Genomic DNA, 24,123 nt, shown 5'->3' on the forward strand with positions numbered 1-24,123 from the left:
AGCTGCTAAATCAACATAAGGTCTTTAGCCCACAAGTGGTGGGCTAAAGACCTTATTTGCAGTGATAAGATGGATGATTTGAATCAGTGATATTTATTCCACCTAGTGACAATTATTCATTCTATACGATATCCGGAAAGCGCTTTATATTTATGACAAGTACAGAAACCAAGTCACGTATGGGGGAGAGAGAGAATGAAAAAAGAAGGTTTGATGCACGAGCTCAAGAAAAACAAGCTGTTGTTTTTAATGCTGCTGCCCGGAATTCTTTATTTCTTTGTGTTTCAATACATTCCAATGAGCGGTATAGTCATTGCCTTTAAGCAATTTAGATTTGACAAAGGAATCTTTCACAGTCCTTGGGTGGGATTTGATAATTTCGATTTTTTCTTTAGGAGCGGAAAGGCCTGGATTATTACGAGAAACACTATTTTGTATAATCTGGCATTTATGGCCACCGGGCTGATACTACAGCTTGCAACAGCGTTATTCATTGCGGAAATAGGACGGAAATTTGTGAAGAAGTATATACAGACTACGCTGCTGTTTCCTTTTTTTATCTCCTGGGTTGTCGTGGGTACATTTATCTACAACTTATTCAACTTTGAATATGGCATCATTAATCACTACTTGAAGGATTGGGGTATGGAGCCGGTTGATATTTACAGCAGCAGCAGCAGCTGGAGCTACATCATCGTGTTCTTCAATAATTGGAAGTACATCGGCTACAATTCGCTGATCTACTTGGCTGCCATCTACAGCATTGATAAAAGTCTGTATGAAGCAGCAGAAATTGACGGAGCAGGCATTATGCAGCGTATTCGGTTAATTACGCTACCGCTCCTGATGCCGACAATTATGATTCTGTTACTGCTTGCAGTGGGACAGCTGTTTAGAGGGAATTTTGAATTGTTCTACAATGTGGTGGGTAACAACAGCTTGCTTTACAACCAAACGGATGTCATTGATACCTTTGTATTCCGTTCTCTAATTCAATCAGCTGATATCGGGATGACAGCAGCAGCAGGGCTTTATCAAGCCGTTTTGTGTCTGGTCATTATCCTTGTAACTAATTTTACAATTAAAAAATACAATTCCGATTATTCTTTGTTTTAGAAAGAAGGTGCGCTAATGTCGAGATCGTTAGAACAGAAGCTTTTCCATTCAGCTGGTTATTTGTTTCTCATTGCCCTTGCTGTTTTGTGCGTTCTACCGTTACTTTTTATATTCGGAGGATCATTTACAAGCGAACAATCTGTCATCCGCAACGGGTTTTCTCTCATTCCTAAAGAATGGTCGCTGGAGGCCTATGAACTAGCTTTTAAGAATCCCAAGGATTTGTTCCAGGCTTATTTTATCTCATTCTCTGTAGTGGCCGTCGGTACAGCGGCCGGACTCTTAATGACAGCTATGACAGGTTATGTCTTGTCGAGACGGGACTTTAAATACCGAAATTTCTTTTCCTTCTTTATTTACTTTACGTCTGTATTCAGTGGCGGCTTGGTGCCTTGGTATATTATGATGGTCTCTTATCTCGATATGAAGAATAATTTCCTGGCGTTAATTCTGCCGCTGCTGCTCAACGTTTTCTATATCATCGTAATGAAGAGTTTTATGTCAGGCATTCCTTTTGAAATTATAGAATCTGGAAAAATGGATGGTGCCAACGAGCTGCGAATTTTCTTCAAAATTATTCTACCGGTCTCTGGCCCGGCCTTGGCAACCATCGGTTTATTTATCGCTTTACAATACTGGAATGACTTCTTCAGTGCAATGCTGTTTATTACAGATCAGTCACTCATGCCACTGCAATACTATCTTTACAAGATGGTAAACTCCATGGATGCCTTAAGCCGTATGGCCTCCATGTCAGGTGTTCCTATTCCTCAGATGCCTAAAGAAACATTGAAGCTTGCCATGACGGCGTTGGTCGTGCTTCCGATCATATTTGTGTATCCATTCGTTCAAAGACATATTATTGGCGGTGTGACAGTTGGTGCAGTAAAAGGCTGATATAGGATTGGCTAAGGCTAATTTTATATATATAAATCAAATTGGGAGGTCAATGCAATGAAAACAAAACGTACGGCCAGTATTTTGTTATCGGTTTTGCTTCTACTATCCGTCATCCTTGGCTGCAGTCCTGACAAAGGCAATCATCAAGGCAACGGGTCTGTGACATCGACAGGCAGCGAGAAAGAAGGAACGGGAGGCACAAATGAAGGTGAAGCTGATCTGTCAGAAGAAGTGGAGTTGAAAATGATTCTGCTGGGCGATACACCCGTTGATGCGCAGGTCGTGTATGATGAACTGAATCAAAAATTAAAAGAAGATATAAACGCTACGGTAAAGGTAGAATTTCTTTCCTGGGCAGACTGGGCACAGAAATATCCTTTGATCCTGGCTTCAGGAGAGGATTACGATTTAATTTCTTCAGCTAGATGGTCGGATTATTTTAAAAACGCGAAAAACGGAGCCTTCTATGAAATCACACCAGAGAATTTGAATAAGTATGCGCCCCAGACTGTAGCTAATTCGCCACAAGAGGTTCTCGACTCCGCAATGGTGGACGGAAAGCTATACAATTTGCCCATGAACTATAAAGAGGTTACCGTTGACGGCTACATCGTCCGTGGTGACCTCCGGAAAAAGTATAACATTAACGAAATCAAGAGCTTGGACGATTTTGGTGCTTACCTGGATGTCATCAAGAAAAACGAGCCTGACATGATTCCTTGGGATACTGGAGCACAGGATTTCAACTATTTGCTTAGAGCGGCAGTATACGTGGATAACGGCTATTACAATCGTCTGAGTAAAGAGAGTGGTGTTCAGACCGTTGTAAAGACGGAAGAGGGAGCTCAGGTGCAAAGCAGCCTCGATATTCCGGAACTGAAGGATTACTTGGTAAAAATGAAAGAATGGAGAACGAACGGCTACTGGTCGAAAAATGCTATGGTGAACAAAATCCCGGCTAGAGATTCTTTTGTCAATGGCAAGAGTGCAGCATTCATTGACAATCTGCTTCAAGCTTCTTCAACTTATACTTCGTTAAAGCAATCCCAGCCGGATTGGGAACTGGAATTTTACCCGATCACTACGAACTCAATTGTTGCGAATCCATATATCAACAACGGCATGGCGATCAATGCCAAATCCAAAAATCCAGAGCGTGCATTAATGCTGCTAGATCTTCTCCGGAACGATAAATGGTATAACCAATTGACGACTTACGGCATTGAAGGGAAGCATTGGGAGCTTTCTTCAGACGGCAGGCTGGTATCACTCCCTGAAAGCGCAAATTTCCCGCCGGATTCAGCTTGTCCATGGGGATGGAGAGACTCCAGATTTTATTTGACGCCTGCGGACACCTTCCCGGTGTATGAGAGTGTACTGAAAGAAGCACAGGATCGAGCAGTTCCATCCAATATAGCTCTGTTCTCTATGGATAAAACAATCGGAAACATGGCTTCTATTGAAGCCGCTATTCAGGATATCAGTGATCAATATTTCGTGCCTTTAGTGCTTGGATATCTGGAAGATATTGATGCAGGTATTGAAAATCTAAGGTCCAAGGTACAGAGCGCGGGCTTTGAAGAATACATTCAGGAAACTCAGAAGCAGTTAGAAGCATTTGGTGTAACTTATCAATAATATACCGAGCAAGAGCTGGATGGCCCTCCATCCGGCTCTTGCTCGTCTGCAACCATGCGCATGCTGCCCTGCCTGTCTGAAATTTTGTTATAATGCTGTATATCATGTTCTGTTTATCATTCTGGATTGATTTAAAGGAGGCGGGAATCATTTCTTACCAAACTAATTATCGTGAAAATTATGGTTTTTTGTTTACGGATACGCCTCCTTTTCCGCTTCCACAAATTTCATCTATAGGATGGGAGCATCTTTCTGATCCCGACTATCGCTGGCATGGTCTGCATAGAGCAGAACCCAACCATGTTCTTTTTCAATATACATTATCTGGGTCTGGTAAGCTTATGCTTCAGAGCTCTGTTCATACACTTCAGCCCGGGGAAGCATTTATGGTGAGAATCCCGGGAGAGCACGAATATTTCTTTGAGCCGTCGGTGTCTCATTGGGAATTTATCTATGTGATGATTATGGATAAGGAGCTCTCGCGCTGGGTTGATCAGGTCACTCAGGACCGAGGGAACGTTCAAGCTTATCACTCGGAGTCCGAAATCATCAGGTGCCTAAGACAGATGCTGGAACAAGCTAGAAACAAGCAAATTCAAAATATATATTATTCAGCTGAACTGGCATATCAATTTTTCATGACCCTTCTCAGAGACCAGCCATCCAGTCAAGAACATGACGAGATGCCGGTGTTTATTGAACGTGCACTCCAATACATGAATATTCATTTCAAGGACATCGAAAGCTTAGATCAGATCTCGAGCATGGCAGGGATTTCAAAGTATCATTTTTTGCGGCAGTTCCGTAAATATATACACTGTACCCCGCTCGAATATTTGAACCGCGTGAGAATTGAGAAATCCGCTGAACTACTGCGAAAGTCCGACATGAACATTGAGGAAATTGCAAAGGAAGTAGGATACTCCAACGGTAATTATTACTCAAAGGTATTTCGACAATGGGTAGGCACTACACCGGGCAAGTTTAGAAAAGGCAGGGATTTCATGCCTATCGATCATCTAAGTATTAAATGAGAAATAAATAAGCCGCCCCTGAGATCTATGATCTCTGAGGCGGCTATTGCAACTACGTTAACTTTACTAATCTTGCTCCGTGTGGAAGTGTTCTTAAGGATATGGAACGTTCAGCTTGACCCAGTTCAGCTCGCTCCCATACATCTCTTACATGGATAACGCCTTCTAATTGAAGCTTTGATAAAGGGACTTCAATATAATCAGCAGTCACCCCGGTATTAAATACAGCAAGATACATTGAACCATCCTGGTCCTTAGCTGTCCATGCTATGTGGCTGCCGCTCCGAAACAGCTGTTTTCCACCGAAAGAATGCGTAATTAACCTTAATACCTCGGGATTTGTAAGAAGAGAAAGTGTCCACTCATCATTGTCTCGCAATTCACCCCCGACCATTAATGGGGAACGAAAGATACACCATAAAGTCATCATTGTGACCTGCTCGTCTTTTGTGAAGCGAGTCCATCGGTCTCCCACAGCATGTTCATAGGACCGAAGTGCGATGTGTCCGAGCGGAAGCATGTCTGCATCCGGCCAGTGACCAGGACCGACATGCTCCTGCCAAAGCGCACATTTATAAAACTCGTCAAATAGATCTTCCCATCGATCCCAGAAGTCCGCAGTCATTCTCCACATATTGGCATGTGTTTTAAGGTGCTCAGCTTTCTCCAGCGGAGCTGGGCCGCAAGATAAGCTTAGAACCATATTCCGACCACAATGATCAATAGCGTTACGGATTAATTCAATCTCACCTTCCGAGTACGGGAACGAAATATCATCAACCTTGACAAAATCAACACCCCAGGAGGCATACAATTCAAATATTGAATTGTAATAAGCTTGTGCTCCTTCTTTTGTGGCGTCGATGCCATACATATCCGTATTCCATGAGCATATGGACGTAGTAGAGGCGATGTCCCGCGCCGTCCGTGATGTTCCCAAGATCGGAGTGTTAGCGTGAACAGCTTGTCTAGGTATTCCGCGCATAATATGTATTCCGAATTTGAGTCCCATGCCATGTATTTGATCAGCTAATGGCCCAAAGCCTCGTCCTTGCTCAGCGGATGGAAAGCGATTGATGGCCGGTATTAAACGCGCATAATCATCCATAGCAAGCGGTACAAATGGCCGATATATGGAAGAGTTTGCATCCGGTTCGTACCATTGAATATCAACAACAACATACTCCCATCCGTAAGATTTCATATGCTCTGACATATATGCTGCATTGCCTAGGACCTCTTCTTCCGTTACGGAAGCCCCGTAACAATCCCAGCTGTTCCAACCCATTGGCGGGGAGCTTGCGATTTCCACTGTAGCTGTCATGGTTAACATCCTTTCATCATCGCTACATTTGCAGCGTTAATAATCTTATGATCACATGGAGTAGGTGAAGGGTTCAAGACTAAAATGCTGCTATTCAGAAAAGTAAAATATTGCTCTGAACTTGAGAGGTATATTTATTCTTAAACGTTAAAAATATGTATTAAGTATGTATTAAGTATGTTTTATTAAAGAGTTAGTTTACTGTTATGATTTTTTTATATATAATATTGCTACCCTGAATAAGGCCAATCCAGTAGCAGTGGGAGGCAGGCATGATCAAAGCATTAATTGTGGATGATGAAAGAAGAACTAGAGATTTTTTGCTGCGTTATATTCCATGGAGTGACATTGGAGTTACCTCGGTATTAACTGCGCCGGATGGATTGCAGGCTCTTGAGCTGGCCATGACGTTTAAGCCTGATCTTATATTAAGTGATATTATGATGCCCAAGATGAACGGGATTGACATGGCAAAGCGAATTAGAGAGAACAACATACAATCCAAGCTTATTTTTTTAAGCGCTTACTCAGAGAAGCCGCTGTTGAAATCAGCTATCCAACTACAGGCTATCGATTTTATTGAAAAGCCTATTGATCGAGAAGAAATTAAGTCGTTACTCTCCAGGACAGCACAGTCTATTATTCAAGAACGGAATGAGCTGGATCTGAATCTTCTGCAGAGAAAAACTGTGAACGATCTATGTAACGAGACTGCCAATGGACATTCTTTAAGCAGCGCTCTGAATAAGCTGCAGTTTCCCGGTGATGTACCCTGTGTAACGATCTTGATCAAGCAGCTCCAGGCCGCGAAGCATTTATCAGTAATGGCTAACAATACGCATGCAGTATTGAGCATACTTACGCAAGAAGCTGTAATTCTCATGGCCCATGTAAAGATGATATTCGCTCCATCGGCTGTAGAGGGTGATGTTATTGTTGTACATTGCACAGCGGCTTCTGCGATAAGTATGGAGGATATAAAGGATATGTGTCGGCGTCTCTTAACGCAAGCATCAGCACATGGGACCTCCGTGTTTATAAGCGTCGGCACACGGGTTGCCGATTGCAAGAACCTCCCGCAATCCTTTGCAGCAGCACAAAAGGGTTTGGGTAAAAGCTTTTTCCTGGGGGAAGCCTGTGTAACGGGTCAAGAAAAGCGCGGTGAAAGGGAGCGGTCTCTGGCAAACCTGAACATCGAAGAGTTGATCGAGAGCATTATCTCCTCCATCAAACAAAACCAGCCAGAGCAGACAGAGCTTTTTTTTCAGCAGCTTTTTGAGGTACTTAGAGAAGCTGAAGTGGAGCAAGTGACCCAGGTTCGCCAGTTTTTCTACATGTTATTGGTTGAAATACAAGAGTATATCAATAGTAACCAGTTGAATCTGAAACAGTTTCATGAAGAGGACATGGATACGGAGCATCAATACTTGTGGGAAATGGTTGCTGAATTTCCTACTATGTATCATTTTAAACACTATGTTGAGCGTCTAACCGCTTGGATTTTCGGTAAAATCAAGGAGCCAGGATCTAATGAAACGGCAGACGCAGTATTGAATATCATCAATCATCGTATTTCAGATGCTAATCTGGGTGTCAGCACAATGGCGCATGAGCTTTATTTGACACCTTCTTATATTTGCCAAGCCTTTAAAAGAAAAACAGGAGTTACAATCAATCACTATATTACGAACGCTCGAATAAAGCTGGCTAAAGCGCTTCTTCAGGAGGAACTGCTAATGCATGAAGTGGCCGAGCGAGTGGGTTACAACGATCCTAAATATTTCACGAAAGTATTCAAAAAATCGGAAGGGGTGACCCCTTCGGAATACCAGAAGCGTGCGCGGTCATGATGTATGTACTCCAGTGGATCAGGTCAATAACCAATAATCTAAAGCTAAGGACCAAGCTGGTTATTAGCTTTACTTTGTTTCTAGTACTACCTTTGGGAATCTACACGGTCATTTCATACAATCAAGCTGCTGAAATCTTAAGAAATCAGACTATTGTAAATGCAGATCAGGCATTTGATGAGGCCGTTAATGGGGTGCATCACATTACAGAGTATATGGATCAGACATTAAACTCTGTCAGTCTTAATAAAGGGATTAACACGATTCTGTCTAAAAATGAGTATTCCACATTGTATCAACAAATTGCGGATTATTTTTATATTGAGAATACTCTTCAAGAATACGAATCGAATCGGTTCTCTCTTCGGCTTGAGCTCTATATGAAGGATGCTTTTGAGCAAACGTCTGATAATGTAAATACGTTTACATATTACAGTGCTCGGCAGGAAAACTGGTACCAGATCATGGAGCGTGAAGGACTAAACACCTACTGGTTTAACGAACAAAATGTTAAAAACGGAGTTAAGTACCTGAGTGTGAGCAGAAAAATCTGGGACTTGAACAATTTAAACCGTCAGGTTGGCATTATCAAAATTAAAATAGAAGAGGAGATGGTCCTCTCTATACTTGAAAATAGCATTATTCATCAAGATAGCCAGGTTTTCTTGGAGCATTCACCAGGGCATATCCTACTAAGAGCCGGGATTTTGACACCAGATATCGACAAAGCGGCCTCCTTTCTCGGCAAAATTGAACCCGAACAGTCTTGGGAACCATACACTTATGATAATCAGCAGATGCTTGTTAACCAGGCTAGTATTCGCGGTACACCCTGGAACTTGACAACCATTGTTCCTATGAACAGTGTCCTCAAGAATATCACAGCGCTTAACCAACAAATGCTGTGGTCTATGCTCATCATTGCTGTCATCGGCTATGTAATGGCCTTATATACTGCAAATCTTACTACGTTGCGTATTACTAAGCTTATCCAGCGAATGAAAGGGTTGCCAGAGGGGCGGTTTCTCTCCATACAGGGATATCACGGCAGGGATGAGGTCGGAGAGTTGATCGACAATTATAATTATATGATTGAGCAGATCCAGAGGTTGATGAAAGATAAATTCGAAGCTGGTAAAGCTCTAAAGCATGCTGAACTGAGAACGCTTCAAGCTCAGATTAATCCGCATTTTTTGTATAATACTCTTGATGTCATTAATATTATGGCTGCTGAGCATGGTGTTTCTGAAATATCACATACCGTGAAGCAGCTGACAACCTATTACAAGCTTGGACTTAATAAGGGCAGGGATATGGTGAGTCTCAAGGATGAATTAAAACATGTTGAGGCTTATATAGAAATTCAAAATATCCGGTTTGAGCATTCATTCAATTTATCAATAGACGTGCCTGAATCGCTTCTGTCCTGTATGCTGCCGAAGCTAACGCTCCAGCCTATTATTGAGAATGCTGTAATTCATGGCATATTGGAATCTAGTATTCCTGAAGGGCAGATTACAATTAAAGTTTATGCTGAAGGGGATACATACTTTATTCAAGTAACAGATACGGGACCTGGATTCAAGCCTGCTAGTTTGAATACGTCCTTCCAGCAAGATCAAGAGCACCTCAATGGGTTTGGAATGGTTAATGTGCACGAACGGATATGCCTCACTTACGGCGATACTTATGGACTTGAGGTGGATGCATCTTATGCAGATGGAGCCAGAGTCACTCTCAAATTACCAATCTATAAGGATGAGGATTCTATAAGCAGCAACCAATTTTCCTCCAAAACATAATCTTTCCTCTTTATATTGATTTTGGAAGAGGGTTATAATGAAGTTGTTTTCAGCCGCGGTGAAAACGCATTCAATTATACAGGATGAGGTGAAATGATGTTTTTGTTAAAAAACAGCCGGTATTCACTCGTATTGTTCCTCGTGTTCTCTATGATCAGCGCATCCATGTTGAGCGCTACAGGAAATGTTCATGCGGCTACGGGTCCGGGAGGACTGAATTATTCGGGCGGATTAACCTGGAATTCATCCACAGGCACGTTGACATTCACAGGAACAGGAAGCATCCAAGGTTTTTATTACGACGTGCCCACTACCGTTAAGAAGGTAGTGATCAAAAGCAATGTTACGGTTACTGGCGCCTTTAAATTCTATGGCAATGCTACAATTGAGGGGGAAAACCAGAACACCTCGGTCATTTATGGTACACCGGAGCAAAAGTACACTCAGAATCGCGGACTGAATCCGTGGGAGCATAATGCCATTGCTCTAATGTCAAATGCGACACTGAACGTCAAAAATCTGAAGACCCTGAATCCTAGAGGATATCATATTTCAGGGTATGGATCTGCAACAGTGATCCACGCAGACCGTGTAAGCCTGATTGATGATCGTGGTGGAGATCAGAACAATAGTGACGGTTTTATTGGATCTAATGGTTCTTCGATCAAGAACAGTTTCATTAAAACCGGCGACGATTCCATTAAATTGTACCGCAATATGACGATTGAAAATGTTGAAATCCACATGCTTCGTAATGGCGCACCCATCCAGTTTGGATGGAATGATGACGACAATCAGAATGTGACTGCTACCATTACAGGCCTCAAGGTGGTCGGGAAAAGTCCGAACAACTATTACAATCTCGCCGTATTTACTTGGTTGAACAATAATAACACATCAACTAAAAACATCACGATCAGTGATGTAGATATTCAGGTTCCGGGCGCTAAACTGTTCCAGTTAAACCCATCTGGCGGAACAGCGAATATTACGATGACGGGAGCCACAATCCAAACCGGTACTTATGGGGTTAAGAACACCAAGGGCACAATCAGCATTAACGGCTCCACCCAACAGAAAAATAATTACTAAGGTCTAAATTGCGTTTCTCTTAAAGTTGGAGTGAAGAATCCGTACAATGTAACCCCGGCAAGGCTGGGAGCATCGTGCGGATTTTTTGCATCGGTAATATCAGACGCTTATGACGCTGTGTTGTTTCGGAGGGAATGATATGCCCAAAGACAAGGATGATCTATTCTGCCTCTTGTACCAAAACGCCCAGATGATGCATGAATAAATGATCCTTAACACAAAAGCACGGCCCAGCAGTTCATCTGCGGGCCGTGCTTTTGTGTTAATACGAGATTTTCTCTGACAATTCAATGGTTCCGCCGCCCAAGCAGGTTTCTCCGTCATAAAAGACGACGGCCTGCCCCGGCGTGATCGCTTTCTGCGGAGAGGCAAAGGCCACATGGGCAGTCCCGTCTTCCCGGCGGGTGACGGTAACCTCCTGGTCCGGCTGACGATAACGGAATTTGGCGGTGCAGGTGAATGACGCGGCGGGCACAGCCGCTTCCCCTGCAATCCAGTTCAGGCCGGAGGCAACAAGGCCTGTAGAATACAGGCTTGGGTGGTCACCTTGAACGACGTACAGGATGTTATCCTGAAGGTTCTTGTCGGCCACGAACCATGGTTCTCCGGAGCCGGAGCCGCCGATGCCGAGGCCCTGGCGCTGACCTAGCGTATAATACATCAGCCCGTCATGCCGTCCCTTCACGTCCCCTGTCACAATATCGACCATATCTCCGCCCTGCGCCGGCAAGTATTGTCCCAGAAATTCTTTGAAGTTGCGCTCGCCAATAAAGCAGACGCCTGTGCTGTCTTTCTTCTTGGCCGTGTACAGTCCTGCTTCCTCTGCGAGGCGGCGAACCTCCGGCTTCGGCAAATGACCGATTGGAAACATCGCTTTGGACAGCTGTTCTTGATTGAGCGCGTTCAGGAAGTAGGTCTGATCTTTATTGCTGTCCACGCCGCGGAGAAGAGAATACACTCCGTCGTTCTCCACAACACGCGCATAGTGGCCGGTGGCCACATAATCCGCACCCAAATCGATAGCCTTGTTCAGAAACTCGCCAAACTTGATTTCACGATTGCACATGACATCCGGGTTCGGGGTTCTGCCTGCCTTATATTCATCCAGAAAATAGGAAAATACTTTATCGTAATATTCCTTTTCGAAATTGATGGTGTAATACGGGATATCCAGCTGCTCACAGACACGGCGTACGTCCTCGGCGTCCGCTTCTGCGGTACAATAGCCGAATTCATCAGTATCGTCCCAGTTCTTCATGAAGATACCGATCACTTCATAGCCCTGCTGCTTCAGAAGCAGCGCGGTCACGGAAGAATCGACACCACCGGACATACCGACGACGATCCGCTTGCGGGTTGCTTGTTCTGTCATTGTTGATCACCATTTTCTAATTTGAATTGTGCCCATACCTGTATTCTATCACAACCTGTCCAGCTCTACACGGACATGATTTGTCCACTCCAGGTGAACAATTTGATGAACAGCTCCTGAAAATTCCCCACAAACGGCAATGGTATGTTACCATATACAGAGGTATTTGATCGGAATAAAGAGGTTATGTTAATGAGGGTGTGAAATCTTTTCCATTTTCCGATGAAATCAAGGAAGAAATAAACATATAACAACCATTGTAGAGAGGTGTCCCCTTAATGAAGATATCAACAAAAGGCAGATATGGATTGACGATTATGATGGAGCTGGCGGCCAAGTTCGGAGAAGGGCCAACCTCGCTGAAGAGCATTGCCGAGAAAAATCAGCTGTCTGAGCATTATCTGGAGCAGCTCATTGCTCCGCTGCGCAATGCCGGGCTCGTCAAGAGCATCCGCGGTGCCTACGGCGGCTATATTTTGTCCCGGGAGCCGGAAAGCATAACGGCCGGTGACATTATCCGCGTGCTGGAGGGACCGATTTCCCCGGTCGATTTTACGGAAGAGGATGACCCGGCTAAGCGGGATTTGTGGCTGCGCATTCGGGACAGCATTGCCGAGGTGCTTGACTCCACAACGCTGGACAACATGATTCACTATCAGGAACAGTCCGCTTCGGACAATTATATGTTCTATATATAGGCGGTGCAGGGATGAACAAAATTTACTTGGATCACGCGGCTTCCTCTCCAATGCACCCGGAGGCCGCAGCGGCGATGATGTCCGTCATGACCGGGCACTTCGGGAATGCTTCCAGCGTTCACGGCTTCGGCCGCGAAGCCAAAAAGATCGTGAATGGCTCCCGTGACCGGATTGCAGCCTTGCTCGGCTGTGATCCGGATGAGCTGATCTTTACATCTGGCGGTACAGAGAGCGACAACCTGGCTATTCTGGGAACGTTGGCGGCAGATCATGCCCGCGGCAAGCATATCATCACATCGTCTGTGGAGCACCATGCGGTGCTCCACACCTGTCATGAGCTGGAGCGGCAGGGCTGGGAGGTAACTTATCTGCCGGTGGACAATACAGGACGGTTATCTGTAAGTGATGTAGAAGCAAGCATTCAAGATGACACAGCGCTGATTACGATTATGTATGGCAACAATGAAGTGGGCACGCTTCAGCCTATCGCCGAGATTGGGGAGCTGGCGCGCAGCCGCGGCATTGTCATGCACACGGACGCTGTTCAGGCGCTGGGGATGGAGGAGATCTCGTGCCGGGAGCTGCCGGTGAATTTATGGAGCTTCTCCGCACATAAGGTGAACGGGCCGCAGGGAATCGGTGCGCTGGTCCATCGCCGAGGAACTTCCCTGGCACCGCGTCAGCACGGCGGCCTGCAGGAGAAGAAGCGCCGGGCAGGCACCGAGAATATGGCGGGCATAGCCGGCTTCGCCAAGGCTCTGGAGCTTGCCGTGCCATCCCTTTCCGAACGCCGGGGTCATGCAGAAGAACTGCGCAGCACGCTGCTAACCGGACTTCGCGCCGAAATCGGCGAAGAAGCGTTCATCATCAATGGCAGCGAGGAGCACTACATGCCGCATATTCTGAATATCAGCTTCCCGGGCATCCCTACAGAAACGATGCTGATGAATCTGGATATGGCAGGCATAGCTGCGGCGAGCGGCTCCGCCTGCACGTCAGGCTCCCTTGAAATTTCACATGTTCTGCTGGCAATGAACCTTCCTGAAAATGTTTATCGCTCCGCGATTCGCTTTAGTTTTGGTTTGGGTAATACTACTCAAGAAATGGAGTACACATCACAAAAAATTGGAACCTTCCTGAAACGGCTGCGTAAATAACCCTCAAGGATTCTCTCTTGAAATGGGTCAGGAGGTGTCAGTAGTCCATTTCATCCTTAGCACGAGCAGCGGCCATCGCTATCATCGTGCGAATTCGTAAAGGGATGAGGAGGTATCCAAGTCTTATGAAGCTTCAGGAAATGATTGGACTCGCTGTATTCGACGTGGAGAACGGCAAGGAGATTGGGAAAATCCACGATTTTATATTAGATGAACAATGGAATATTACCGGTTTTGAGCTGGAAGGCAAGGCTCTCTTTTCCTCACATGTGAAAACCGTATCATGGGACAACATTGAGGCTTATGGAGAGGATGCCGTCATGATCCGGAGTGAAGAAGTGATCGAGAAGACGGATGCTGACCAAATACCCTATACCTATCTGCTGGGGCGGCGGAAATTGAAAGAGATGCAGGTGCTGACAGAGGACGGGATGCTGCTCGGACGCATTTCGGATGTTTATTTTGAGCAGGAACAGGGCAATAAAGTACTAGGACTCGAAATTTCAGACGGATTTGTATCGGACTTGATTGAAGGCCGCAGATGGCTGCCTTGCACCCCGGAGATGAGTATTGGAGAAAGTGCCGTTATGGTGCCCCCGCTCAGCGAACAGCGACTGGAGAAAGCCATTAATTCTGTGAATGGATAGGTGAGGTTAGGATGTTGAAATGTCCAAATTGCAATTCCAAGGATATTGGTAAGATTGGCTCGCACCAATTTTACTGCTGGGGATGCTTTATTGAATTAACTGTCAATGGTGAGAAAATGTCTGTATATCAGGTGGAAGAGGATGGAACGCTCAGTTCGCTGGATGATCTGTTCTTTGGCGAGGAATATCCGCAGGATTTTCCTCCCATGCAGGCTTCTAACTGACGCAGATTTACATAGAATCATGACGGGAATCACACCCTTATGGCGCATGAGCGCTCACAGGGTGTGATTCTTTTTTTATAATTTGCAGGGCTCGTACATATACTTACAAGGCAGGTGGCTTCTGAAAGCTGTGGAAGGAGAGGATGTCTTGTGGATCAGCTGGGTGCAAGCAAATGGTTCAGGCTGCTGATCTGGGTGCTGCTTTCCCTGATTATTTTATATTTCGTATGGCTGCTGCGGCCGATGCTGATGGACGTATACCGATTCTTAAAGGCCGTGCTGGCGCCGTTTTTAATTGCCATGATCATATCCTATGTGTTAAATCCCATCGTCTGTCTGCTCTCGGAGCGCAAGATGCCTCGAAGCATAGCAGTGCTGCTCATTTATGCCGTATTTCTGACCTGCCTGGCCGTTATCATCATCAACATGATTCCGATGCTGATCCGTCAGCTGGAGGAGCTCAATGAGCATCTTCCCGAATTTACGATGCATGCCCAGAGCCTGATGAGCAGCCTAGACAGCAAAATACTGCCGCCCGGTGTTCGCACGGGTATGAACAGCTGGTTGTACCATATGGAAACCCGTGTCGCTGGCAGTATTTCGCAGTTTATGGACAATATCGGCACGACGATCGGTGTGCTGTTTAACATTCTGGTGGTACCTTTTCTGATCTTTTACATCTTGAAGGATTTCGAAGTGTTCCAACGAACGGCAGTTTCTTATTTGCCCCGGAGCCGCAGAAAGTCGATTGTAACCATGCTGCGGGAGATTGATACAGCGCTGGGCAACTATGTTCGGGGGCAGTTTATCGTCTGCCTGATCATCGGAGTGCTGGCATATATCGGCTATATGCTTATCGGAATGCCGTACGCGCTGCTGTTTGCCAGCATTGTGGCCCTGTTTAACATTGTTCCGTACGTCGGCCCGTTCTTCGGTGCGGCTCCGGCCCTGCTGATGGCGTCAACCATTTCACTGAAGCTGCTGCTGCTGGCGGCCCTGGTGAATGTTGTGTGTCAGATGCTGGAGGGCAATGTGATTTCTCCGCAGGTTGTCGGCAAAAAGCTTCATATGCATCCGCTGTTAATTATCTTTGCGCTTCTCGTCGGCGGCCAGCTTGCCGGCATGGTGGGACTGATTTTGGCGGTACCGGTCTTTGCGGTCATGAAGGTGCTGCTACAGCATTTTTTCGCCTATGCCGTTCGCCGGAAAACCTGACCCTATAAAAGGGATTGCCCTTCATTGACAGAAGCAGAGGGCATGGATATACTTGAAAATATTAAGTCCATATGACCTAAATCGATGAGGGAAAGAAGTAGATCTGACGGATGCTTTACCAGAGAAGAAGCTCCTGCTGCGTGCTGCAGCGTTGGGTGCAAGAGCTTCAAAGCATCGCTGATCGAAAGCAGATTTCCGAGTGTGAGCCTAACCTCACCGGCTGGCAGCCGTTATCTAATGCCGCAACAAGGCGATCTCTTTTAGCCTGTCCGAAGCTTTGCTTCTTAAGGACAAGAAGTGCTGGAAGGCAAGGAGATAACCAGGGTGGTACCGCGATAAACATCGTCCCTGATTCTATTCAGGGGCTTTTTTTATGCTCAAAACCCGGCATATCCCATTATTCCTTAATAACCTAAATAAACGGAGGATGAAGAACATGAAAGCAAGTGAAATCCGCTCCAAATGGCTGGAGTTTTTTGCAGAGAAAGGACATAAGGTTGAGCCCAGTGCCTCCCTGGTACCGCACAACGACCCGTCGCTGCTGTGGATTAACGCCGGTATGGCTCCGCTGAAATCCTACTTTGACGGGCGTGAGAAGCCGGACAATCCGCGGATTGCGAATTCGCAGAAATGCATCCGGACCAATGACATTGAGAATGTCGGCAAAACGCGCCGTCACCACACGTTTTTTGAAATGCTGGGCAACTTCTCGATCGGCGATTATTTTAAGGAAGAGGTCATTACATGGGCGTGGGAGTTTCTGACGGATCGCAAATGGATCGGCTTTGATCCCGAGAAGCTGTCGGTTACGGTCTACCCGGAGGATGAGGAAGCCTACAAGCTGTGGAATGAGAAAATCGGGCTGCCAGCCAGCCGCATTGTGAAGCTGGAGGACAATTTCTGGGATATTGGCGAGGGGCCTTGCGGTCCGTGTACGGAAATTTTCTATGACCGCGGCGAAGCTTACGGAAATGACGCTTCCGATCCTGAGCTGTACCCGGGTGGGGAAAATGAAAGGTATCTGGAGGTTTGGAACCTCGTCTTCTCCCAGTTCAACCATAACAAAGATGGCAGCTATACACCGCTTCCGAATAAGAACATTGATACCGGGGCGGGCCTGGAGCGCTTTGCCTCCATTCTTCAGAATGTAGATTCCAACTTCGATACTGATCTGTTCCAGCCGATTATTCAGCAGACCGCCGCGCTGGCAGGCGTCAAGTACAACCACAGCACAGAAACCGATGTTGCGTTCAAGGTGATTGCCGATCATATCCGGACGGTGGCGTTTGCGGTCGGTGACGGGGTGCTGCCTTCCAATGAAGGACGAGGCTACGTGATTCGGCGCCTGCTGCGCCGTGCGGTTCGCTACGGCAAGGTGATCGGCCTGGACAAGCCATTCCTGTATAGCCTGACGGCGGTTGTGGGAGACATTATGGGCGTGTATTATCCGGAGGTTGTGGAGAAGCGCGAGTTCATCGAGAAGGTCATTGCAACGGAAGAGGAGCAGTTCCACAGAACACTATCAGACGGACTAGGTATTCTCGCGGACATCAGTGCACGTGCTAAGCAGCAGGGACAAGCTCAAATCAGTGGCAGTGATGCGTTCAAGCTGTATGATACGTATGGCTTCCCGTTCGATTTGACGGAGGATTATGCACTGGAGCATGGCCTGACAGTAGACCGTGAGGGCTTTGATGCCGCGATGCAGGAACAGCGCGATCGTGCGCGCAGTGCCCGTCAAGAGACCGAGAGCATGAAGGTGCAGGGCGGTGTGCTGTCCGATTACACGGTTAAAAGTGAATTTATTGGATATAATGACACCGTTTGTGCTGCTAATGTCATCGCCCTAGTTACAGAGGAAGGCTTTGTGGAGCAGGTTGGTGAAGGCCAGTCCTGTCAGGTCATTCTGGATGCCACGCCATTTTATGCCGAGAGCGGCGGTCAGGTCAGCGACCAGGGGGTTCTGGAAGGCGAAGGCGTCCGCGCGCGGGTGGAAGGATTGTTCAAGGCACCGCATGGTCAGCATGTCCATCTGGTCACCGTGGAAGCGGGCGAGCTGAAGGTTCATGGCGCTGTGCAAGCACAGGTGGATTCCGACAAGCGCCGCGACATTGTGAAGAATCATACGGCAACGCACCTGCTGCATAAAGCGCTGAAGGAAGTGCTGGGCGATCATGTCAATCAGGCCGGATCTCTTGTAGAGCCGCAGCGTCTGCGTTTTGACTTTTCTCACTTTGGCAGCATTACGCCGGAGGAGCTCGCGGATATCGAGCGCCGCGTGAACGAGCAAATCTGGAAGGGCACTGCGGTAGTGATCGAGAACAAATCCATCGACGAGGCCAAAGCGATGGGAGCGATGGCCCTCTTCGGCGAGAAGTACGGTGAAGTGGTCCGCGTCGTTCAGGTTGGCGATTACAGTCTGGAGCTATGCGGAGGCTGTCACGTCCAGAACACCTCTGAAATTGGCATATTCAAGCTGATCGGTGAAAGCGGAATTGGCTCGGGTGTTCGCCGGATTGAGGCTGTCACCGGTCGCTCGGCCTACCATTTTGCGGAATCCCAGGTCGATATCCTGAAGCAGTCCGCAGCTATTTTGAAGAGTAGCCTCCAGGATGTGCCGAAGCGGGTGGAGGCTCTGCAGCAGCAGCTGAAGGAGCTTTCCCGTGAGAATGAATCCCTGCAGGGCAAACTGAGCGCGATCGAAGCCGGACAGCTGAGCGACAAGGTTATCACAGCGGGAAACACCAAGCTGCTGGCCGCTGAAGTGCAGGCTGGAAGCATGGATGCCTTGCGTACGGTAGCGGATGAGCTGAAGAGCAAGCTGAGCGAGACGGTCGTTGTGCTTGGTGCAGTTATGGGCGATAAGGTGAACTTTGTCGTATCCGTGCCGAAAGAGCTTGTAGAGAAAGGGCTTCATGCGGGCAAATTGGTGAAAGAGGTAGCTGCGGTTTGCGGCGGCGGGGGCGGCGGCCGTCCGGATATGGCCCAGGCTGGAGGCAAGGATGCTTCCAAGCTGCAGGCAGCCCTGAAGCGGGCGGAGGAGCTGGTAGCGGGCGCTTAATGCGGCGCCTGCTGCATCCCAGCGGGAATAATCCGCTGAAATTTTGCTCCTGCATTTCCAAAGGCGACGGCGTGTGTGTTATGATAGAACTAGATCAAGCTGGTAAATATTTTTTCAACGAAGATGGTCTGCAACATGTTCTTTGAAGAAGGTAGGTGTCACGCATGGACTCAATGGATAAGACAGTCAAGTTCAATGTAAAAGGTGATGAGCAGGAGGCTTCCGCCCGGGATATTATGCTGTCGGTATATGACGCATTGACCGAGAAGGATTATAACCCGATCAATCAGATTGTCGGTTATTTGCTTTCCGGGGACCCCGCTTATATACCGCGGCACAACAATGCCAGAAGCCTGATCGGCAAGAAAGAGCGAGACGAATTGATTGAAGAGCTGGTCCGGTTCTACCTAGCCAGTCACCGTTAGGAGTGCAAGGATGAAGATCATGGGATTGGATTACGGGGACCGTCGAATCGGTGTGGCGCTCAGCGATGTGTTCGGATGGACAGCACAAGGGCTCGAAGTCATTGAACGGCGCGGAGAAGACACCGGGTTGGATCGCATCACTGCCTTGGTAAAAGAGCATGAGGTAAGTGAAATTGTGGTCGGGCTGCCCAAGAATATGAATGGCAGCATCGGTCCTCGGGGTGAAATCTGCATGGAGTTCGCAGTCCTGCTGCGGGAATCCCTGTGCTTGCCCGTTCACCTTTGGGATGAGCGGCTCTCCACGGTATCTGCTGAGCGGACGCTGCTGGAAGCCGATGTCAGCCGCAAAAAACGCAAGCAAGTCATAGACAAGATGGCTGCAAGTTTAATTTTGCAAAACTACTTGGACTCTAAAAGGTAAAGGTGAGGGTGATAACAATGGCCAATGAACAAATGAACATGCAAGATGAACCGGAAATTATTTATATCCCTGATGAAGAGGGCAATGAGGAAGAGTTTGAAGTCATCATGAAGTTTGAAGTGGATGACTCCGATGCCAAATATATGATGGTTGTCCCGGTGGAAGGTGCCGACGAGGATAGCGATGAGGTGTATGCCTTCCGCTACGAGGAAGACGGGGACGATCTGAAGCTGTATATGATTGAGGATGACGAGGAATGGAGCATTGTGGAAGAAACCTTCAATACGCTCGTAGAGCAAATGGACGGGAGCCAGTTAGATGACTAATTATTCTCCGGAGCAGGTCGTTTGGACACAATCGCTGAGAGAAGCTTTTGGTGAGAGCGTCGAGCTGCAGGATGAGAGCGGTCAGACAGAAGTGTTCGACATCGCAGCAGAGTTTGAGGTGGACGGGGTAGGCTATGCTATTCTGGTTCAGCCAGACCGTAAAGATGAAGAATACGAAGTGCTGCGAATCGTGAAGGCTGGCGATGGCAGTCTAGAGCTGGCAACCATTGATGATGACGAGGAATGGGAGAATATCTCGGAGCTGTACGACGAGCTGACCTTCCCGGAAGAAGACGAGTACTAAGAAGTGAGCGGGTCATGCTTAGCCTCTGCGGCGCGGCATGTCCCAGCTTCAAACAGCTAAGGAAAGGGCGGAGCAGTCCGCCCTTTTTGGTATGGAGGAGAGTGCTTCATGAAGAAACTGGGCATCACACTGTTCTTGCTGCTTCTAATTGCTGGAGGGGCAGGATGGTATGTGTGGAATGGAATTCAGCCTGTTGAGGGCGGCGGACAGCCGGTAGAATTTACGATTGAGCCCGGAACGGGCACGTCCCGGATTGCAGAGCTGCTGGAGGAAAACGGACTCATTAAGAATGATCTTTTGTTCAAAGGGTATTTGAGACTGAATGAAGAAGGCAGCCGCTTTATGGCGGGCACCTACGAGGCTTCTCCGGGAACGACCTATCAAGAGCTGATTACGATGCTGAACAATGGAGAGGTCAAGCCCAAGGAAATGGTGAAATTTACAATCCCGGAGGGCTATACCGTGCGGCAGACCGCCCAAACCATTGCTGAAGCTACGGGCCTTGAGGAGCAGGAGCTGCTGGAGCTTATGGATTCCGTCAACGGCTGGGATTCCTCCCTTGTAGAAGGCATACCGGCAGAGGCTGAGCTGCGTCACCAGCTGGAGGGGTATCTCTTCCCTGCAACCTATGAGCTGCCGAAGGAAGGACTCACTGCTCTAAGTGTTATTCAGGGTATGCTGAGCCAAACGGAGAAGCGATTGGAGGATATCCCGAATTGGGAGTCTTTATTAGAGGAAAAAGGGCTCAGTATCCACGAGCTGCTCACGATCGCTTCCCTCGTGGAACGAGAGGTTGTGGCCGATCAGGAGCGGGCATTGGTAGCAGGAGTGATTTATAACCGGCTGGAGCAAGGCATGAAGCTGGAGATCGATGCCACGGTTCAATATTTGCTGGACAAGCCCAAAGCGAGGCTGCTGTTTAAGGATTTAGAGGTGGAGAGTCCGTACAATACGTATCGCAATCCGGGTCTGCCGCCCGGTCCCATCTCCAGCCCGAGTCTGGCCTCGATTGAGGCAGTGCTGAAGCCTGAAGCGTCAGAGTATCTGTTCTATGTGACGAAGAAGGACGGTACGCAGGAGCATTTATTTGCCAAGACTTATCAAGAGCATCTGAAAAATATTGAGATCAGCAACAATATGGCACAAGGTCAGTAGGAGGACATCCATATGAATTATTCACCAGAGCTGCTGGCTCCGGCGGGATCGATACATGAAGTGCAGGCATACCTGGCTGCAGGTGCAAATGCGGTGCTGGTGGGAGAGGATCTCTACGGCATGCGTCTCCCCGGCAGTATGGAGCTGAATGAAATTCGGGAGGCTGCAGAGCTTGCCCATGAACAGGGAGCCCGCCTGTACGTAAGCTTGAACAATCTGATGCCGAACGATCGGCTTGAGGTCATGTCACAATATGTAAAAGAGCTGGGACGCATTGGCGTCGATGCTGTAGAATTTAATGATCCTTCCGTGCTGCAGGCGGTGAAGGCTCACGCACCGGGCATTGCGCTTTACTGGAATGCTGAAATGACCTCTACCAACTTCTCCACAGCGAACTACTGGGGCCGGAGAGGAGCATCACGGATCATTCTTGCCCGGGAGCTCAACATGGATGAGATTACGGAAATGAAGCCGCTTCTGGAGATAGAAGCACAGGTTCAGGTGCACGGGATGACCAATATTTATCATTCCAAGCGAAGCCTCGTAAAGAGCTATATGGCTCATCAAGGACGTCCCATAACTGAAGGCAGCCTGGGGAAAGACCGGGGTTTGTTTCTTGTGGAAGCAGAACGGGCGGAAGAGAAGTTTCCGATTTATGAAGACGTGAACGGCACCCATATCATGAGCTCGGATGATATTTGTATTCTGGAGGATCTGCATCTGCTGCTGCAGGCCGGGATTCACAGCTTGAAGGTGGAGACGCTGCTGAAGCCTTGCACCTATAATGAAATCGTGCTGCGAACGTATCGCAAGGCCATTGACGCTTATATGGCAAATCCGGAGCAATATGAGTATCAGGAGCAGTGGATGGAGGACATTCGCCGCGTGCAGGATCCAGAGCGTGAGCTGTCATTCGGGTTCTTCTATAAAGAGCAGGTATATTAACAGGTGTCTATCAAAGACATTGAAACACATCAAGCAAGGAGTGAGCATCTTGGAAGCTATGGCACAGCCTGTGTATAAGGGACAACGCCACCGCCTGGATAAGCCGGAGCTGCTGGCACCGGCGGGTAATCTGGAGAAGCTGAAATTTGCCGTCCACTACGGGGCGGATGCTGTATATATTGGTGGACAGAAGTATGGTCTGCGCTCGAATGCGGACAACTTTACGTTTGAGGAAATGAAGGAAGGCGTAGAGTTCGCCCGAAAATATGGCGCCAAGGTATTCGTGGCTGCTAATATTTACGCCCATAACGAGGATATTGAGGGCATTGAGGACTATCTTCGCAATCTGTATGAGGCAGGAATTGCTGCAATCATTGCGGCAGATCCTGCAATTATCGAGATTGCGCAGCGTGTTGTCCCTGGCCTGGAGGTGCATTTGAGCACACAGCAGTCTACCTTGAATTGGCAAGCAGTGCAGTTCTGGAAGGAAGAGGGACTGCCGCGCGTCGTATTGGGACGAGAGACCAGCCTGCAAGAAATTGCCGAGATTAAAAATCACGTCGATATTGAAATTGAAGCGTTTGTGCACGGTGCCATGTGCTCGTCGTATTCGGGACGCTGCGTCCTCTCTAACCATTTCACGGACCGTGATTCCAATCGGGGAGGCTGCTGCCAGTCCTGCCGCTGGAAGTACGATCTGTTTGAGGATGGACGGGACGAAGCGGCATCCTCGTTGCCGTCAGGGCTGCAGCCGCCAGCTTCGGCCCCTGCAGCCTTTAAGCCAGGCATTACTTCAATCCCGCTCTTTCAGAAAGAGGATCATGCTTTTACAATGGGTTCCAAGGATCTGTGCATGCTGGAGCATATTCCGGATTTGATTGAGGCGGGAATTGACAGCTTCAAGATCGAGGGACGCATGAAATCGATACATTATGTGGCAACGGTCGTGAATGTGTATCGGCAGGCCATTGATGCTTATATGGAAGATCCTGAGAACTATGTATTGAAGCCGGAATGGCTGGAAGAGTTAAACAAGGCTGCAAACCGGCCGCTGAACACCGGCTTTTTCTACGATACGCCGGATCATGAGGACCATATTTATGAACCGGAGGAGAAGGCAGCGCCTTATGACTTTGCGGGCCTCGTCATGGACTATGATGTCACAACCGGTGAGGCTGTGATTCAGCAGCGAAACCATTTCAAGCCGGGACAGCATATTGAATTTTTCGGGCCGGAAGGCACTTTTTTCAAGCAAACGGTTGGACAGCTGAAGGATGAAGCAGGACAAGCGCTGGATGCCGCAAGGCATCCGCTGCAGCGGATCCGCATGAAGGTAGATCATCCCGTCAAGCCATTTGATATGATGCGGAAGCGAAAATAGCGGCTTCATGATATCGCTTCTTTATTTCTAATGAAA

The 24,123-nt window shown here is 47.7% G+C and carries 22 protein-coding genes; 20 read left to right on the forward strand and 2 right to left on the reverse strand.

What is annotated here, in order from left to right:
- Positions 1 to 195 precede the first annotated feature (195 nt).
- The 4 genes from E6C60_RS06560 (at position 196) to E6C60_RS06575 (ending at position 4,688) form a co-directional block, all read left to right on the forward strand.
- On the forward strand, positions 196 to 1,116 hold the full coding sequence (locus E6C60_RS06560; protein ID WP_138225121.1) for an ABC transporter permease: 921 nt from the start codon (positions 196 to 198) through the stop codon (positions 1,114 to 1,116).
- 15 nt (positions 1,117 to 1,131) lie between these two features.
- A complete protein-coding gene (locus tag E6C60_RS06565) occupies positions 1,132 to 2,013 on the forward strand; it encodes a carbohydrate ABC transporter permease (protein WP_138225122.1) in 882 nt (293 codons plus the stop codon).
- A gap of 57 nt (positions 2,014 to 2,070) precedes the next feature.
- On the forward strand, positions 2,071 to 3,654 hold the full coding sequence (locus E6C60_RS06570; protein WP_138225123.1) for an extracellular solute-binding protein: 1,584 nt from the start codon (positions 2,071 to 2,073) through the stop codon (positions 3,652 to 3,654).
- Between the two features lie 92 nt (positions 3,655 to 3,746).
- On the forward strand, positions 3,747 to 4,688 hold the full coding sequence (locus tag E6C60_RS06575) for a helix-turn-helix transcriptional regulator (RefSeq protein ID WP_138225124.1): 942 nt from the start codon (positions 3,747 to 3,749) through the stop codon (positions 4,686 to 4,688).
- Between the two features lie 52 nt (positions 4,689 to 4,740).
- Here E6C60_RS06575 and E6C60_RS06580 read toward each other — a convergent pair whose 3' ends face one another.
- Complete coding sequence (locus E6C60_RS06580; protein WP_138225125.1) at positions 4,741 to 6,012, reverse strand: glycoside hydrolase family 27 protein; 1,272 nt, start codon at positions 6,010 to 6,012, stop codon at positions 4,741 to 4,743.
- A gap of 272 nt (positions 6,013 to 6,284) precedes the next feature.
- Between E6C60_RS06580 and E6C60_RS06585 the strand changes: the two genes are divergently transcribed.
- The 3 genes from E6C60_RS06585 to E6C60_RS06595 all read left to right on the forward strand — a co-directional run bounded on the left by E6C60_RS06585 (position 6,285) and on the right by E6C60_RS06595 (position 10,756).
- The gene (locus tag E6C60_RS06585) at positions 6,285 to 7,862 is read left to right on the forward strand and encodes a response regulator (RefSeq protein ID WP_138225126.1); all 1,578 of its coding nucleotides are present in this window, start codon (positions 6,285 to 6,287) and stop codon (positions 7,860 to 7,862) included.
- 92 nt (positions 7,863 to 7,954) lie between these two features.
- Positions 7,955 to 9,664, forward strand: a complete 1,710-nt coding sequence (locus E6C60_RS06590; protein WP_217496389.1) for a sensor histidine kinase — start codon at positions 7,955 to 7,957, stop codon at positions 9,662 to 9,664.
- Between the two features lie 93 nt (positions 9,665 to 9,757).
- Positions 9,758 to 10,756 (forward strand): hypothetical protein, encoded by a 999-nt coding sequence (locus E6C60_RS06595; protein ID WP_138225128.1) that lies wholly within the window; start codon positions 9,758 to 9,760, stop codon positions 10,754 to 10,756.
- A gap of 262 nt (positions 10,757 to 11,018) precedes the next feature.
- Here the strand turns inward: E6C60_RS06595 and mnmA are convergent, their stop codons facing one another.
- Positions 11,019 to 12,128 (reverse strand): tRNA 2-thiouridine(34) synthase MnmA, encoded by a 1,110-nt coding sequence (gene mnmA, locus E6C60_RS06600; protein WP_138225129.1) that lies wholly within the window; start codon positions 12,126 to 12,128, stop codon positions 11,019 to 11,021.
- Positions 12,129 to 12,406: 278 nt separating this feature from the next.
- Between mnmA and cymR the strand changes: the two genes are divergently transcribed.
- The 13 genes from cymR to E6C60_RS06665 all read left to right on the forward strand — a co-directional run bounded on the left by cymR (position 12,407) and on the right by E6C60_RS06665 (position 24,087).
- A complete protein-coding gene (gene cymR / locus E6C60_RS06605; protein ID WP_138225130.1) occupies positions 12,407 to 12,826 on the forward strand; it encodes a cysteine metabolism transcriptional regulator CymR in 420 nt (139 codons plus the stop codon).
- 11 nt (positions 12,827 to 12,837) lie between these two features.
- Entirely contained in the window at positions 12,838 to 13,983 is a 1,146-nt protein-coding gene (locus E6C60_RS06610; RefSeq protein WP_138225131.1) for a cysteine desulfurase family protein, read from the forward strand.
- Positions 13,984 to 14,108: 125 nt separating this feature from the next.
- Positions 14,109 to 14,630, forward strand: a complete 522-nt coding sequence (locus tag E6C60_RS06615) for a PRC-barrel domain-containing protein (protein WP_138225132.1) — start codon at positions 14,109 to 14,111, stop codon at positions 14,628 to 14,630.
- Positions 14,631 to 14,644: 14 nt separating this feature from the next.
- Complete coding sequence (locus E6C60_RS06620; RefSeq protein WP_175415399.1) at positions 14,645 to 14,854, forward strand: hypothetical protein; 210 nt, start codon at positions 14,645 to 14,647, stop codon at positions 14,852 to 14,854.
- 150 nt (positions 14,855 to 15,004) lie between these two features.
- Positions 15,005 to 16,069: an AI-2E family transporter gene (locus tag E6C60_RS06625; RefSeq protein WP_138225134.1), complete on the forward strand. Its 1,065-nt coding sequence runs from the start codon at positions 15,005 to 15,007 to the stop codon at positions 16,067 to 16,069.
- Between the two features lie 436 nt (positions 16,070 to 16,505).
- A complete protein-coding gene (alaS, locus tag E6C60_RS06630; RefSeq protein WP_138225135.1) occupies positions 16,506 to 19,130 on the forward strand; it encodes an alanine--tRNA ligase in 2,625 nt (874 codons plus the stop codon).
- A gap of 164 nt (positions 19,131 to 19,294) precedes the next feature.
- Complete coding sequence (locus tag E6C60_RS06635; RefSeq protein ID WP_138225136.1) at positions 19,295 to 19,555, forward strand: IreB family regulatory phosphoprotein; 261 nt, start codon at positions 19,295 to 19,297, stop codon at positions 19,553 to 19,555.
- Positions 19,556 to 19,565: 10 nt separating this feature from the next.
- On the forward strand, positions 19,566 to 19,976 hold the full coding sequence (gene ruvX / locus E6C60_RS06640) for a Holliday junction resolvase RuvX (RefSeq protein ID WP_138225137.1): 411 nt from the start codon (positions 19,566 to 19,568) through the stop codon (positions 19,974 to 19,976).
- Positions 19,977 to 19,993: 17 nt separating this feature from the next.
- A complete protein-coding gene (locus E6C60_RS06645) occupies positions 19,994 to 20,302 on the forward strand; it encodes a DUF1292 domain-containing protein (protein WP_138225138.1) in 309 nt (102 codons plus the stop codon).
- On the forward strand, positions 20,295 to 20,606 hold the full coding sequence (locus E6C60_RS06650; protein ID WP_138225139.1) for a DUF1292 domain-containing protein: 312 nt from the start codon (positions 20,295 to 20,297) through the stop codon (positions 20,604 to 20,606). The genes E6C60_RS06645 and E6C60_RS06650 overlap by 8 nt, the downstream gene beginning before the upstream one ends.
- Positions 20,607 to 20,714: 108 nt before the next feature.
- Entirely contained in the window at positions 20,715 to 21,761 is a 1,047-nt protein-coding gene (gene mltG / locus E6C60_RS06655; RefSeq protein ID WP_138225140.1) for an endolytic transglycosylase MltG, read from the forward strand.
- Between the two features lie 12 nt (positions 21,762 to 21,773).
- Complete coding sequence (locus E6C60_RS06660) at positions 21,774 to 22,706, forward strand: peptidase U32 family protein (RefSeq protein WP_138225141.1); 933 nt, start codon at positions 21,774 to 21,776, stop codon at positions 22,704 to 22,706.
- 58 nt (positions 22,707 to 22,764) lie between these two features.
- Positions 22,765 to 24,087, forward strand: coding sequence for a peptidase U32 family protein (locus E6C60_RS06665; protein WP_175415400.1), 1,323 nt, complete (start codon positions 22,765 to 22,767; stop codon positions 24,085 to 24,087).
- Positions 24,088 to 24,123 lie beyond the last annotated feature (36 nt).

It is taken from the genome of Paenibacillus algicola, assembly GCF_005577435.1.
GTDB lineage: Bacteria > Bacillota > Bacilli > Paenibacillales > Paenibacillaceae > Paenibacillus_AQ > Paenibacillus_AQ algicola.

Excerpts from the sequence above, each read along its gene's own strand:
- E6C60_RS06560 (WP_138225121.1), top strand. The coding sequence starts at position 196 with ATGAAAAAAGAAGGTTTGATGCACGAGCTCAAGAAAAACAAGCTGTTG.
- E6C60_RS06565 (WP_138225122.1), top strand. The coding sequence starts at position 1,132 with ATGTCGAGATCGTTAGAACAGAAGCTTTTCCATTCAGCTGGTTATTTG.
- E6C60_RS06570 (WP_138225123.1), top strand. The coding sequence starts at position 2,071 with ATGAAAACAAAACGTACGGCCAGTATTTTGTTATCGGTTTTGCTTCTA.
- E6C60_RS06575 (WP_138225124.1), top strand. The coding sequence starts at position 3,747 with ATGCTGTATATCATGTTCTGTTTATCATTCTGGATTGATTTAAAGGAG.
- E6C60_RS06580 (WP_138225125.1), bottom strand. The coding sequence starts at position 6,012 with ATGACAGCTACAGTGGAAATCGCAAGCTCCCCGCCAATGGGTTGGAAC.
- E6C60_RS06585 (WP_138225126.1), top strand. The coding sequence starts at position 6,285 with ATGATCAAAGCATTAATTGTGGATGATGAAAGAAGAACTAGAGATTTT.
- E6C60_RS06595 (WP_138225128.1), top strand. The coding sequence starts at position 9,758 with ATGATGTTTTTGTTAAAAAACAGCCGGTATTCACTCGTATTGTTCCTC.
- mnmA (WP_138225129.1), bottom strand. The coding sequence starts at position 12,128 with ATGACAGAACAAGCAACCCGCAAGCGGATCGTCGTCGGTATGTCCGGT.
- cymR (WP_138225130.1), top strand. The coding sequence starts at position 12,407 with ATGAAGATATCAACAAAAGGCAGATATGGATTGACGATTATGATGGAG.
- E6C60_RS06610 (WP_138225131.1), top strand. The coding sequence starts at position 12,838 with ATGAACAAAATTTACTTGGATCACGCGGCTTCCTCTCCAATGCACCCG.
- E6C60_RS06615 (WP_138225132.1), top strand. The coding sequence starts at position 14,109 with ATGAAGCTTCAGGAAATGATTGGACTCGCTGTATTCGACGTGGAGAAC.
- alaS (WP_138225135.1), top strand. The coding sequence starts at position 16,506 with ATGAAAGCAAGTGAAATCCGCTCCAAATGGCTGGAGTTTTTTGCAGAG.
- E6C60_RS06635 (WP_138225136.1), top strand. The coding sequence starts at position 19,295 with ATGGACTCAATGGATAAGACAGTCAAGTTCAATGTAAAAGGTGATGAG.
- ruvX (WP_138225137.1), top strand. The coding sequence starts at position 19,566 with ATGAAGATCATGGGATTGGATTACGGGGACCGTCGAATCGGTGTGGCG.
- E6C60_RS06645 (WP_138225138.1), top strand. The coding sequence starts at position 19,994 with ATGGCCAATGAACAAATGAACATGCAAGATGAACCGGAAATTATTTAT.
- E6C60_RS06650 (WP_138225139.1), top strand. The coding sequence starts at position 20,295 with ATGACTAATTATTCTCCGGAGCAGGTCGTTTGGACACAATCGCTGAGA.
- mltG (WP_138225140.1), top strand. The coding sequence starts at position 20,715 with ATGAAGAAACTGGGCATCACACTGTTCTTGCTGCTTCTAATTGCTGGA.
- E6C60_RS06660 (WP_138225141.1), top strand. The coding sequence starts at position 21,774 with ATGAATTATTCACCAGAGCTGCTGGCTCCGGCGGGATCGATACATGAA.
- E6C60_RS06665 (WP_175415400.1), top strand. The coding sequence starts at position 22,765 with ATGGCACAGCCTGTGTATAAGGGACAACGCCACCGCCTGGATAAGCCG.